At 71.3% G+C, this 13,203-nt stretch carries 12 protein-coding genes and 1 pseudogene; 7 read left to right on the top strand and 6 right to left on the bottom strand.

Annotated elements, in window-relative coordinates; translation table 11 throughout:
• The 5 genes and pseudogenes from DEP02_RS19190 to DEP02_RS19210 form a co-directional block, all read right to left on the bottom strand.
• Positions 1-237: pseudogene (locus DEP02_RS19190) on the bottom strand (hypothetical protein); the annotation flags it as partial.
• A 185-nt stretch (positions 238-422) separates the two neighbouring features.
• The gene (locus tag DEP02_RS19195; RefSeq protein WP_112468919.1) at positions 423-1,256 is read right to left on the bottom strand and encodes an S-methyl-5'-thioadenosine phosphorylase; all 834 of its coding nucleotides are present in this window, start codon (positions 1,254-1,256) and stop codon (positions 423-425) included.
• 82 nt (positions 1,257-1,338) lie between these two features.
• Positions 1,339-1,659 (bottom strand): FmdB family zinc ribbon protein, encoded by a 321-nt coding sequence (locus DEP02_RS19200; RefSeq protein WP_112468920.1) that lies wholly within the window; start codon positions 1,657-1,659, stop codon positions 1,339-1,341.
• Positions 1,660-1,726: 67 nt separating this feature from the next.
• Positions 1,727-3,022: an MFS transporter gene (locus tag DEP02_RS19205; protein WP_112468921.1), complete on the bottom strand. Its 1,296-nt coding sequence runs from the start codon at positions 3,020-3,022 to the stop codon at positions 1,727-1,729.
• Between the two features lie 207 nt (positions 3,023-3,229).
• Positions 3,230-4,738, bottom strand: a complete 1,509-nt coding sequence (locus DEP02_RS19210; RefSeq protein WP_112468922.1) for a potassium/proton antiporter — start codon at positions 4,736-4,738, stop codon at positions 3,230-3,232.
• A 203-nt stretch (positions 4,739-4,941) separates the two neighbouring features.
• Between DEP02_RS19210 and DEP02_RS19215 the strand changes: the two genes are divergently transcribed.
• On the top strand, positions 4,942-7,761 hold the full coding sequence (locus DEP02_RS19215; RefSeq protein ID WP_112468923.1) for a penicillin acylase family protein: 2,820 nt from the start codon (positions 4,942-4,944) through the stop codon (positions 7,759-7,761).
• 91 nt (positions 7,762-7,852) lie between these two features.
• On the opposite strand, the gene DEP02_RS19220 is transcribed toward DEP02_RS19215, so the two are convergent.
• Positions 7,853-8,467 (bottom strand): 5-formyltetrahydrofolate cyclo-ligase, encoded by a 615-nt coding sequence (locus tag DEP02_RS19220; protein ID WP_232839189.1) that lies wholly within the window; start codon positions 8,465-8,467, stop codon positions 7,853-7,855.
• A 102-nt stretch (positions 8,468-8,569) separates the two neighbouring features.
• On the opposite strand from DEP02_RS19220, the gene galU reads away from it, so the two are divergent.
• From galU to DEP02_RS34870, 6 genes are all read left to right on the top strand, one after another.
• Positions 8,570-9,472 (top strand): UTP--glucose-1-phosphate uridylyltransferase GalU, encoded by a 903-nt coding sequence (gene galU, locus DEP02_RS19225; RefSeq protein WP_112468925.1) that lies wholly within the window; start codon positions 8,570-8,572, stop codon positions 9,470-9,472.
• Between the two features lie 5 nt (positions 9,473-9,477).
• Positions 9,478-10,800 carry a molybdotransferase-like divisome protein Glp gene (gene glp, locus DEP02_RS19230; RefSeq protein WP_112468926.1) on the top strand — a complete coding sequence of 441 codons (1,323 nt, stop codon included), beginning with the start codon at positions 9,478-9,480 and terminating at the stop codon, positions 10,798-10,800.
• 94 nt (positions 10,801-10,894) lie between these two features.
• Positions 10,895-11,407, top strand: coding sequence for a cyclic pyranopterin monophosphate synthase MoaC (gene moaC / locus DEP02_RS19235; RefSeq protein WP_112468927.1), 513 nt, complete (start codon positions 10,895-10,897; stop codon positions 11,405-11,407).
• A complete protein-coding gene (locus DEP02_RS19240; RefSeq protein WP_112468928.1) occupies positions 11,404-11,946 on the top strand; it encodes a MogA/MoaB family molybdenum cofactor biosynthesis protein in 543 nt (180 codons plus the stop codon). The genes moaC and DEP02_RS19240 overlap by 4 nt, the downstream gene beginning before the upstream one ends.
• Before the next feature lie 20 nt (positions 11,947-11,966).
• A complete protein-coding gene (locus tag DEP02_RS19245) occupies positions 11,967-12,593 on the top strand; it encodes a GNAT family N-acetyltransferase (protein WP_198668489.1) in 627 nt (208 codons plus the stop codon).
• 136 nt (positions 12,594-12,729) lie between these two features.
• Positions 12,730-13,203: SepX/GlpR family protein (locus DEP02_RS34870; RefSeq protein ID WP_500299537.1), on the top strand; the 474-nt coding region annotated here is incomplete at its 3' end.

Here is a 13,203-nt window from a genome sequence, read left to right on the forward strand (position 1 = left end):
GTCCGGAGCGGCCCGCGGCCCCGCCGCCACCAGCGCGGCCGCGGTGACGGCGAGCCCGGCTGCCACGGCCCGCCTGCGGTGCCGTACGAACCGGTGCAGCGCGTACCGCCCGCCGCGCACCCGCACCGGCGCGAAGTGCGGCACCTCGCACGTGGCCGGTGCGTCCGTGCCGGACGCACAAGGAGAGGGGGAGAGAGGGAGGGACGAGGGCAGGGGAGCCGGAGAGGGCAGGGACATGTGGACCACCACCAGCGACGTGGGTTTCGGCTTGCGAGGCCTTGCGATGCCTTGCAGTGCCTTGTGATGCCACGATGAGGCATCGCGCCGCCGGTCGCCGGAGCCCGTGTGTTACTCGCGGGTTGTGGACAACTCCCTCACCCGAACGAGGGGTTCCGGCCCGCGGCACGCCGACCCGCGCCCGGTCACGGCAGCACGAACCCCGGATCCATCCCGCCCAGCGCGTTCGCGCACAGGCAGTCCCGTTCCCCGGCGGTGGGCAGCGCGGCCACCGCGTCGAACAGAACGCCCCGCAGCCGTTCCACATTGGCCGCGAACACCCGCAGCACCTCCTCGTGCGAGACGCCCCCACCGCTCTCGGCGCCCGCGTCCAGGTCGGTGACCAGCGCCAGCGAGGCGTAGCAGAGTTCCAGCTCGCGGGCGAGCGCCGCCTCGGGGTGGCCGGTCATGCCCACCACCGACCAGCCCTGCGCCTGGTGCCACAGCGATTCGGCACGGGTGGAGAAGCGCGGCCCCTCCACCACGACGAGGGTGCCGCCGTCCACCGCCTCCCAGTCCCGCCCCCGCGCCGCCTTCAGTGCGACCGCCCGGCCGACGGGGCAGTAGGGGTCGGCCAGGGAGACGTGCACCACGTTCGGCACCGTGCCGTCGGGCAGCGGCAGCCCGTCGAAGTAGGTCTGCTCCCGGGACTTCGTCCGGTCCACGAACTGGTCGGGCACGAGCAGCGTGCCCGGCCCGTACTCGGGGCGCAGCCCGCCCACCGCGCAGGGGCCGAGGACCTGCCGTACGCCCACGGAGCGCAGCGCCCACAGGTTGGCCCGGTAGTTGACGCGGTGCGGTGGGAGGTGGTGGCCGCGGCCGTGCCGGGGCAGGAAGGCGACCCGCCGGCCGGCGACCTCGCCGAGGAAGAGGGGGTCGCTGGGCAGCCCGTACGGGGTGTCCACCTGGAGCTCGGTCACATCGTCGAGGAACGAGTACAAGCCGGAACCGCCGATGACACCGATCTCTGCGTTCGCCATGCCCAGCACACTAGTCGCCCGCGCGCACGCTGAAGACCCCGCCGTCCTACGACGGCGGGGTCCGCGAAAGGAACAGGAATCGTCAGGCGGCGGAGCTGCCCGCCGAGCTCGTCGACGACGAGGACGACGAGGACGACGAGCTCGAGCCGGACGACGAGGAGTCCGACGAGGAGGAGGAGCCGTTCGACGACTTCGACGACGACGCCGGGCTGCTGCTCGACGAGGAGCCGCGGCTGTCGTTGCGGTAGAAGCCGGAGCCCTTGAAGACAATGCCGACCGCGGAGAACACCTTCTTCAGGCGGCCGCCACAGCTGGGGCACTCGGTGAGCGCGTCATCGGTGAACTTCTGCACCGCCTCGAGGCCGTCGCCGCACTCGGTGCACTGGTACTGGTAGGTGGGCACTGTCTTCCTCCTGGCACTCTCACTCGATGAGTGCTAACGACGGTATATGGTGACGCATTCCCGAGGATCAGTCCACTGCGACAGGTGTGCGGTGACCCACGCCACGTGCGACGGCACGGCTGTGCGGCCGGGCCGCGAGCCGTGACCTGAGCGCCACCAGGACGACGAGGGCGAGTACCGTGCCCGCCATCGGGACCAGGAACCCGGCGCCGTCCCACAGCCGGTCCTCCAGCTGCCCGGCGACGGTGACCGCGGCCGCCTGGCCGAGCGCGACCGCGCCCGTCAGCCAGGTGAACGCCTCGGTGCGGGCGCCGGCCGGAACCAGGCTCTCGACCAGGGTGTAGCCGGTGATGAGGGCGGGCGCGATGCACATGCCGACCAGCAGGCCGAGCGCGGCCAGGAGCAGCACCGAGTGCGTGGTCCACAGCGCGGATGCGGCCAGCGCGAGGGCGGTGTAGCCGACGACGAGGCGGTGGTGCGGGGCGGCCTTCCAGACGAGGGCGCCGCAGACGATGCCGGAGAGCATGTTGCCCGCGGCGAACGTCCCGTACAGCACGCCGTTGAGGCCGGGCCGGCCGATCGACTCGGTGAACGCGGCCAGCGAGACCTGCATGCCGCCGAAGACGCACCCGATGCCGAGGAAGGTCACGATCAGCACGCGCACACCGGGGACGCGCAGGGCGGAGGCGTGCTCCACGCGCGCGTGCCGGCCGGTGGTGACGGGCGGCTGGGTGCGCTTCTGCGCGGCGAACAGCAGCCCGCCGACCAGGGTCAGCCCGGCCTCCGTGACCAGCCCGGCGGCCGGGGTGACGGTCGTGCACAGGGCGGTCGCCAGCAGGGGGCCGAGGACGAAGGTCAGCTCGTCGGTGACCGACTCGAAGGCTGCCGCGGTGGTCATCAGCGGCGAGTCGCCCAGCGTCACTCCCCAGCGGGCGCGCACCATGGGCCCGACCTGCGGTACCGAGGCGCCGGTCGGCACGGCCGCCGCGAACAGCGCCCACAGGGGCGCGTGCGCCAGGGCGAGCGCGGTCAGTGTCAGTCCCGCCAGGGCGTGCACCAGGACGCCGGGGAACAGGACGGCGCGCTGCCCGTAGCGGTCGGCGAGCCGCCCGCTGTACGGCGCGAACAGTGCCATGGAGACGCCGGTGGCGGCCGCGACGGCGCCCGCCGCGCCGTAGGAGCCGGTGGTGTGCTGCACCAGCAGGACGATGGAGAGGGTGAGCATCGCGAACGGCTGGCGCGCCGCGAAGCCGGGGAGCAGGAACGTCCAGGCGCCGCGGGTGCGCAGAAGTTGCCCGTATCCCGGGCGGGAGGATGTCGTCGAGGTCCGCGCCGGTTCGGTGGTGGTGACCGTGGATCCCACGGCCCGTGCCTTTCTGCCGCCTGGTGGCGTGGTCCCTGCGTGCGGGCACGCCGAGAGCTGTCCTCTTGCGCGGACTGCGGTAGATACCCGGCGCCCGCTGCGGGGGCGACCCGGCCGCCATACGGTCGCGCCAGCTCTGCGTCAGGCAGAGTTGGTTCGATCAGGGTGCGGCTTCATCGTACAGGGGGCGTACGAATCGCCCTCGGCTCATGCCGTCCCCGCACCGGCCCCGTTCGTGCCCAGCCACCCCGCCAGCTTGCCGCCCCGGCCGACCGCGCGCAGGCGCCGTTCCGCCGCCTCGCGGACGGGGTCGGTGGCGACCACGAGGAGTTCGTCGCCGCGCCGCAGGGTGGTGGTGGGCAGCGGTACGAACGACTGGCCCTCGCGGACGATCAGGGTGACCGCGGATCCGGCGGGCAGCCGCAGCTCGCTGATCTCGACGCCGTGCATCCGGGATCCCTCCGGGATGGCGACGGACAGCAGATGGCCGCGCAGCCGCTCCAGGGGCGCCGACTCGATGCCGAGGTCGGTGGCCTCCTGTCCGGGGCCCAGCCGCAGCTTGCGGGCGAGCCAGGGCAGGGTCGGCCCCTGTACGAGGGTGTAGACGACGACGAGGACGAAGACGATGTTGAAGATGCGGTGGGTGGCGTCGACGCCGTTCACCATGGGGATGGTCGCCAGGATGATGGGCACGGCGCCGCGCAGCCCGGCCCAGGACATCAGGGTCTCCTCCCGCCACGGCACCCGGAACGGCAGCAGACTGGCCATCACGCCCAGCGGGCGCGCGATCACCGTCAGCACCAGGCCGATGACGAGGGCGGGCCAGACGTCGTCGACCAGCTCGTGCGGGGTGACCAGCAGGCCGAGCAGGACGAACATGCCGATCTGGGCGATCCAGCCGAGCCCTTCGGCGAAGCCGCGTGTGGCGGGCCAGTGCGGCAGCTTGGCGTTGCCGAGCACCATCGCCGCGAGGTAGACGGCGAGGAAGCCGCTGCCGTGCGCCAGCGCGCCGAGGGCGTACGCCGCGACCGCGATCGACATCACGGCGATCGGGTAGAGGCCCGAGGCGGGCAGCGCGACGTGCCGCAGGGCCCAGGAGCCGAGCCAGCCCACCGCCAGGCCGATGGCCGCGCCGATGGCCAGCTCCAGGACTATCTCGCCCACCAGTACGTGCCAGTGTTCGACCGGTCCGGCGGTGGAGAAGGCGACGACCAGGATGACCACGGGGGCGTCGTTGAAGCCGGACTCGGCCTCCAGCGTGCCCGTCACGCGCGCGGGCAGCGGGATCTTCCGCAGCACGGAGAAGACGGCGGCCGCGTCCGTGGAGGACACCACCGCGCCGATGATGAGGGCCTGACGCCACTCCAGACCTATGAGGTAGTGGGCGCCGGCCGCCGTGACGCCGACGCTCACCGCGACTCCGAGTACCGCCAGGACGGTGGCGGCCGGGAGCACCGGTTTGATCTCTTTCCACTTCGTGCCGAGTCCGCCCTCGGCGAGGATCACGACCAGGGCCGCATAGCCGATGACCTGGGTCAGCTCGGCATTGGTGAAGTGGATGCCGCCCAGGCCGTCCGAGCCCATGACCATGCCGATCCCCAGGTAGACGAGCAGGCTGGGGAGCCCACTGCGCGAGGAGATCCGGACCGCTGCGACCGCGACGAGCAGGACGAGTGAGCAGGCGAGCAGGAGCTGGTTGAGGTGGTGAACAGTCAGCAGCGGTTCCTTCCGCGAGTTCCCAGGTTACTTCGTTACCTTACCTAAATCTTGACGCGTTCTTGACGCTCTCGATGGTGGAATCGAACGTCCGCCCGTGCCTTGATCTCGACTCCGCGTCAAGTGCGGTCGGGCCCTGCGCCTATGGTTGCTCCAGCACTCCAGTACCGCCTGCCGCTCGCGTTAGGACAGCAAGGACAGCGATGCCCCCCAACACCACCGCCTCAACGGGTGACAAGCCCGGCAAGTCCGGCAGGAAGAAGGGGCGAAAAGCCCGACTGGTCGTGCTCGTCCTGGTGCTGGCACTCGTCGGAGGCGTCGCCTACGGGGGCTACTGGTCCGTCAGCACCGTGCGCGCCTCCTTCCCGCAGACCACGGGCACCCTCACGCTCAAGGGCCTGTCCGGGCCCGTCGACGTCAAGCGGGACGGCCACGGCATCCCGCAGATCTACGCCTCCTCCGCCGAGGACCTGTTCATGGCGCAGGGCTTCGTCCAGGCGCAGGACCGGTTCTACGAGATGGACGTGCGCCGGCACATGACCTCCGGGCGCCTGTCGGAGATGTTCGGCAAGAGCCAGATCAAGAACGACGAGTTCCTGCGCACCCTGGGCTGGGACCGGATCGCCAAACAGGAGTACGACGAGAAGCTGTCGGCCCCCACCAAGAAGTACCTGCAGGCGTACGCCGCGGGAGTCAACGCCTACCTCGAGGGCCGGGAGGCGAAGGACATCTCCCTGGAGTACGCGGCCCTGGGCTTCGCCAACAACTACAGGCCCGGGCAGTGGACCCCCGTGGACTCGATCTCCTGGCTGAAGGCGATGGCCTGGGACCTGCGCGGCAACATGCAGGACGAGACGGACCGCGCCCTGATGACCAGCCGCCTCGGCCCCAAGCAGATCAAGGACCTGTACCCGGAGTACCCGTATGACCGGAACAAGCCGATCGTCACACAGGGCCAGTACAGCGAGCTCACTCAGGCGTTCGAAGTGAGCGGTGCCGCGACCGGCGCCACGGGCACCGGCACTCCGACGGGCGGGTCCGGCACCTCGGCCGGTACGCCGGACACGGGCGGCAACGCGACAGGAACCGGCGCCTCGTCCGGCACGCTGGGCGCGGCCGACACCTCCGCCCTGCAGAGCCAGCTGATGGGCCTGCACGACGTCCTGGACGGCCTTCCGACGGCCGTCGGCGTCAACGGCAACGGCATCGGCTCCAACTCCTGGGTCGTCTCCGGGGAGCACACCATCACCGGCAAGCCGCTGCTCGCCAACGACCCGCACCTGTCGGCCTCGCTGCCCTCGGTCTGGTACCAGATGGGCCTGCACTGCCGCACCGTCTCCAAGGCGTGCCCGTACGACGTCAGCGGCTACACCTTCGCGGGCATGCCCGGCGTGATCATCGGCCACAACCGGGACATCGCCTGGGGCATGACCAACTCCGGCGTGGACGTCACCGACCTGTACCTGGAGAAGCTCAGCGGCGACGGCTACGTGCGCGACGACAAGACGGTGCCGTTCCAGACCCGCAAGGAGGTCATCAAGGTCGCCGGCGGCGCGTCCAAGACGATCGTCGTGCGGACGACCAACAACGGGCCCCTGCTGTCCGACCGCTCCGGCGAACTGGTGACGGCCGGCAAGAAGGCCCAGGTCGACACCGCGGCACCCGACCGCGGCGAGGGCTACGGGATCGCCCTGAAGTGGACGGCGCTGGAGCCGGGCACCACCATGGACGCCGTCTTCGCCATGGACAGGGCGAAGAACTTCGACGACTTCCGCTCGGCCGCCGAGCTGTTCGACGTGCCCTCGCAGAACCTGATCTACGCCGACACCGAGGGCAACATCGGCTACACGCTGCCCGGCCGCATCCCCACGCGCGCGCAGGGCGACGGTTCCGTCCCGGCCCCCGGCTGGGACTCCAAGTACGACTGGACCGGCTACATCAAGCCGGAGGAACTGCCCTACGAGTACAACCCCGAGCGCGGCTACATCGTCACCGCCAACCAGGCCGTCGTCGACGCCAAGAGCTACCCGTACACCCTCACCACGGACTGGGGCTACGGCACCCGCAGCCGGCGCATCACCGACCTGATCCAGCAGAAGATCGACGGCGGCGGCAAGATCTCCACCGACGACATGCGTCAGATGCAGCTGGACAACAGCAGCGCGATCGCCAACCAGCTGGTGCCCAAGCTGCTGAACATCGACATCGACGACAAGGACGTCCGCGAGGCGCAGAAGCTGCTGGAGGGCTGGGACCGCACGCAGGCCGCCGACTCGGCCGCGGCCGCCTACTTCAACGCGGTCTGGCGCAACATCCTCAAGCTGTCCTTCGGCAACAAGCTGCCCAAGGAGCTGCGGGTCAAGGGCCAGTGCCTGTGGGTGGAGCCGGCCGGCAACACCGGCCCGGCCGACGAGGACCGGAGGGTCCGCGAGTGCGGCCTGCGCGACGCCGACCAGGCGCAGCCGGACGGCGGCGACCGCTGGTTCGAGGTGTTCCGCAAGCTCATGGACAGCCCGGACAGCGACTGGTGGAAGACGCCGGCGTCGGGCACCCGGCCCGCGGCCGACAACCGCGACGAGCTGTTCGAGCGCGCCATGATCGATGCCCGCTGGGAGCTGACCGCCAAGCTCGGCAAGGACATCGACACCTGGAGCTGGGGCCGGCTGCACCGCCTGTTCCTGAAGAACCAGACCATGGGCACCGAGGGCCCCGGCTTCCTGCAGTACGTCCTCAACCGCGGCCCGTGGAAGCTGAGCGGCGGCGAGGCCGCGGTCAACGCCGCCGGCTGGAACGCGGCCGGCGGCTACGGAGTGGTGTGGGTGCCGTCGATGCGGATGGTGGTCAACCTCGACGACCTGGACAAGTCCAAGTGGATCAACCTCACCGGCGCCTCCGGGCACGCCTACAGCGCCCACTACACCGACCAGACGGACAAGTGGGTCAAGGGCGAACTGCTGCCGTGGTCCTTCTCGGCGAACGCGGTCGACAAGAACACGACCGACACGCTGGTGCTCAAGCCGTGAGCCGCTGACCGCCGGACGCTGACCGCCGGCCGTTGACGAAGGCCCTCCACGCACGCGTGGAGGGCCTTCGCCGTGCGGCTCGCAGCGGCGGTCAGGTGAAGCGGCGTACCCCCGAAGGGGTCACCACCGCCTGTACCGGCCGGTCGTGGGCCTCCTCGGGGACGCGCTCGACGATCTCCGTGTCGTAGAGCAGGACCACGAGTGCGGGACGCGCGTCCGCCGCCTCCAGGCGGGCCAGGGCACGGTCGTAGGACCCCCCGCCGCGCCCGAGGCGCATCCCGCGCGTGTCGACGGCGAGACCGGGCAGCAGGACGACGTCGGCCTCCGCCACCGCGCCCGGGCCGAGGCGCTCCCCGGTCGGTTCGAACAGCGCCATCCTCCCACCGTGCTGCACGCGCGCGAGGGAGCCCTCCCCGGTGTAGGCACCCCAGTCCAGGTCGTTGTCGGACAGCAGCGCGGGCAGCAGGACGCGTACGCCCCGCGCGTGCAGTGCGTCGAGCAGGGGAAGTGTCCCCGGCTCGGTGCCCACGGAGACGTACGCGGCCACCGTGCGGGCACTCGTCAGCTCGGGAAGTCGCAGGGCGTGTCGCGCGAGCGCGTGTGCCGCCTCCCGCACGTCATCCACGGTCAACGCGTTCCTCACCGCGAGGAATTCTCGTCGCAACGTCCGCTTGGCAGGCTCGGTCCCGCGTCCGGTGTGGCTCACTGGTCCTTCCGTACCCTTCCTTATGCAGGTATCGACACTCATATGGAAGCCAATTAACCGGAGTCGCGGATCACCTGCAAAGGCAATGGATAAGGTTCGGGCATGACTCAGGCACACCCCAGGATCAGCAAGGCTGTCATTCCCGCGGCAGGTCTCGGTACCCGGTTCCTGCCGGCGACCAAGGCCACTCCCAAGGAGATGCTGCCGGTCGTGGACAAGCCGGCGATCCAGTACGTGGTCGAGGAAGCCGTCTCCGCGGGCCTCGACGACGTCCTCATGGTGACCGGCCGCAACAAGCGTCCGCTGGAGGACCACTTCGACCGCAACTACGAGCTGGAGTCCGCCCTGGAGAAGAAGGGCGACGGCGACCGGCTCGCCAAGGTGCGGGAGTCCAGCGACCTCGCGATGATCCACTACGTCCGCCAGGGCGACCCCAAGGGGCTGGGGCACGCGGTGCTCTGCGCGGCCCCGCACATCGGCCAGGAGCCCTTCGCCGTCCTGCTCGGCGACGACCTGATCGACCCGCGTGACCCGCTGCTGCAGCGGATGATCGAGGTCCAGGAGACCTACGGCGGCAGCGTGGTCGCCCTCATGGAGGTCGAGCCCGAGCAGATCCACCTCTACGGCTGCGCGGCCGTGGAGACCACCGAGGACGCCGACGTCGTCCAGGTGACCGGCCTGGTCGAGAAGCCGGACCCGGCGGAGGCACCCTCCAACTACGCGATCATCGGCCGTTACGTCCTCGACCCGCACATCTTCGACGTGCTGAACAAGACCGAGCCCGGCCGCGGCGGCGAGATCCAGCTCACCGACGCGCTGCAACAGCTCGCCCAGGACGAGAGGATCGGCGGCCCGGTGCACGGCGTCGTCTTCAAGGGCCGCCGCTACGACACCGGCGACCGCGGCGACTATCTGCGTGCCATTGTCAGACTCGCGTGCGAACGTGAAGACCTGGGCCCGGACTTCAGGGCCTGGCTTCAGCGGTACGTAGCCGAGGAGATGTAACGACGTTGAGCAGCGCCGAGCCCCGCACCGCCGGCCCGGACCACCTGTGGTCGGTGGACGAGCACCTGGAGGACATCCTCACCACCGTCCGCCCGCTGGAACCCATCGAGCTGCAACTGCTCGACGCCCAGGGCTGCGTCCTGGTCGACGACGTCACGGTGCCGGTCTTCCTGCCGCCGTTCGACAACAGCTCCATGGACGGGTACGCGGTACGGGTCGCGGACCTCTCGGGCGCGAGCGAGGAGTTCCCGGCCGTGCTCGACGTCGTCGGCGACGTCGCGGCGGGCTCGGCCGGACTGCTCCAGGTGGGGCCGGGACAGGCCGCCCGGATCATGACCGGCGCCCCGCTGCCGCCCGGCGCCGAGACGGTCGTCCCAGTGGAGTGGACCGACGGCGGGCTCGGCGAGGGCCCGGTCAGCGGGATGCGTGCCCGCAGCCTCGCCCCCGAGGGCGCCGGCGGGCAGGTACGCGTGTACCGGGCGGCCGAGGCACGCGCGCACGTGCGCGCCAAGGGCAGCGACGTGAAGGCCGGCGAGCGCGCTCTTGCGGCCGGTACGGTCCTCGGGCCGCCGCAGGTCGCCCTGCTGGCCGCGATCGGCCGCGGCACGGTCCGGGTGCGCCCACGCCCGCGCGTGGTGGTGCTCTCCACCGGCAGCGAACTCGTCCAGCCCGACGAACAGCTCGGCGACGGCCAGATCTACGACTCCAACAGCTTCGCCCTGACCGCGGCGGCCCGGGACGCCGGTGCCATCGCCTACCGGGTGGGCGCCGTCGCCGACGACGCCGACACCCTGCGCTCCACCATCGAGGACCAGCTCGTCCGTGCCGACCTGCTGGTCACCACGGGCGGGGTGAGCGTCGGGGCGTACGACGTCGTCAAGGAGGCGCTGTCGCACGTCGGCGACGAGGACGAGCCGGGCGGCGGCGTGGAGTTCCGCAGGCTGGCCATGCAGCCCGGAAAGCCCCAGGGCTTCGGGTCCGTCGGCCCCGACCACATTCCGCTGCTGGCCCTGCCCGGCAACCCGGTGTCGGCGTACGTCTCCTTCGAGCTGTTCGCCCGGCCCGTCATCCGTACCCTGATGGGCCTCCAGGACGTCCACCGGCCGACGGTCCGCGCGACCCTGGCCGCGGACAAGGCGATCGGCTCGCCCAGGGGGCGCAGGCAGTTCCTGCGCGGGAGCTACGCCGACGGCGAGGTCAGGGCCGTCGGTGGCTCCGGTTCCCATCTGATCGCCGCCCTCGCACAGGCCGACGCCCTCATCGTCGTCCCCGAGGACGTCGAGTCCGTCGAGCCCGGCGCCGAGGTCGAGGTGGTCCTGCTCGGCTGAACCCCGGAGGGTGGCGGTAGCGTGTCGCGGTGTCGCGCACAACAGGTCCGCGCGCCGCACCGCGCCGGGCCAGGACCGGGAGCCCCACACGATCATGACTGTGCCCTCTCCGGGGGAGACCCCCGGACCACCAGTGCCGGACCGGCTGACGCACATCGACGACGCGGGCGCCGCCCGTATGGTCGACGTCTCCGGCAAGGACGTGACCGCGCGCACCGCCCGTGCCAGCGGCCGCGTCCTCGTCTCGCCGCGCGTGGTCGAGCTGCTGCGCGGCGAGGGCGTCCCCAAGGGCGACGCGCTCGCCACCGCGCGGATCGCCGGGATCATGGGTGCCAAGCGCACCCCCGACCTGATCCCGCTGTGCCACCCGTTGTCGGTGTCGGGTGTGAAACTGGACTTGTCGGTCGCGGACGACGCCGTGGAGATCCGGGCCACCGTGAGGACGACGGACCGCACGGGCGTCGAGATGGAGGCGCTCACCGCGGTGTCCGTCGCCGCACTCACCGTGATCGACATGGTCAAGGCGGTCGACAAGGGGGCGGTCATCACGGACGTACGGGTGGAGGAGAAGACGGGCGGCAAGTCGGGCGACTGGAGCCGGGCATGACACTGGACGCAACGGCGGGGGGCGCACCGCGCGCACCGTACCGCGCTCTTGTGGTCACCGCGTCCAACCGGGCTGCCGCCGGGGTCTACGAGGACAAGGGCGGTCCGCTGATCGCCGAGGGGCTGGAGCGGTGCGGGTTCGCCGTCGACGGGCCGCGGGTGGTGCCCGACGGGGACCCCGTGGAGGCGGCCCTGCGGGCCGGGGTCGAGGCCGGTTACGACGCCATCGTCACCACCGGCGGCACGGGCATCTCGCCCACCGACCGCACCCCCGAGGCGACCCGCCGGGTGATCGACCACGAGGTGCCGGGGATCGCGGAGGCCATCCGGGCGTTCGGCAGGAAGAAGGTGCCGACCGCGGCGCTCTCCCGGGGCCTGGCCGGCGTGGCCGGGCGGACACTGATCGTCAACCTGCCGGGCTCCACCGGCGGGGTGAAGGACGGACTGGCCGTCCTGGAGCCCCTGTTGGCGCACGCCGTCGACCAGCTGCGCGGCGGTGACCACGCGCGAGACGGGGCCAGTAGTGGGGGTGCGAGCTGAACAGCTCATCCTGGCCCGTCGTGCTGGCGGAGGGCGATGTCGTCCTGCGGCCGATAAAGCTGCGCGACCAGAAGGCCTGGCGCGAGGTGAACCGGCGCAACCGGGACTGGCTCCGGCCCTGGGAGGCGACCATTCCGCCGCCCACGCCCGGCGGACCCCTCACGCACCGGCCGACCTACCGGCAGATGGTGCGCCACCTCAGGTCCGAGGCGCACGCGGGCCGGATGCTGCCGTTCGTCATCGAGTACCAGGGGCGGCTGGTCGGGCAGTTGACGGTCGCCGGGATCACCTGGGGATCGATGTGCTCGGGCCACGTCGGCTACTGGGTGGACGAGGCGGTGGCCGGCCGCGGGGTCATGCCGACGGCGGTGGCACTCGCCGTGGACCACTGTTTCCGCACCGTGGGGCTGCACCGCATCGAGGTCTGCATTCGCCCCGAGAACGGGCCGAGCCGACGGGTGGTGGAGAAACTCGGATTCCGCGAGGAGGGCCTGCGCCCGCGTTATCTCCACATCGACGGGGCCTGGCGCGACCACCTGGTGTTCGCGCTCACGGCGGAAGAGATCCCCGAAGGGCTGCTGAGCCGCTGGCGGAGGGCCAGGGCGCAGCGGGCGCCGAACGGGAATCCCACGTCACCCGGAAATTGAATAAACGTTCGAATTCAGTCGGCGTCCGTTCCTGATCGCATCGGTCGCAAAAAAATTTCGAAATATCAGCCAGATCGTGCGACACACCGGCCCAATTGGCGTATGGCCTCACGCAAACCCCTCTACGGTGTGAGACGTGAGCAGCAGCGGCCTCATCTACGCAGTCATTGTCGGGGCCTGGGCCGCCTACTTGGTGCCGATGTGGCTCCGTAGGCAGGACGAGCTGAACGAGGCCCGTCCGACGGAACGCTTCAGCACCGCCATCCGGCTCCTGTCCGGACGGGCGGGGATGGAGCGCCGGTACGCCAGGGACCTCAGGGCGCGCTCCACCGAGGAGGGGGAGCCCGGCGCCGGGGAGCCGGACGCCGTCACCGACTCGGTGGACGTCCGGGCCTTCGCCGTGCCTCCGACCGGTGCGCGGGAGCGGCAGCGACCGCCGACGCATGACGTGGGGGAGACGGTGAAGGACGAGCGTGCCCCTCGGGACCGGAGCACGGCACCGCCGGCGCCTCCCTCCGCCGACGCGCCCGCACGCAAGGGCGTCTCCGCTGCCGTCCCCGCTGCCGTCCCCGCGGCCCGGCGCGCGCCCGGCGCAGAGGCGGCCGCAGCG

The sequence above is a fragment of the Streptomyces triticisoli genome (assembly GCF_003270085.1).
Lineage (GTDB): Bacteria > Actinomycetota > Actinomycetes > Streptomycetales > Streptomycetaceae > Streptomyces > Streptomyces triticisoli.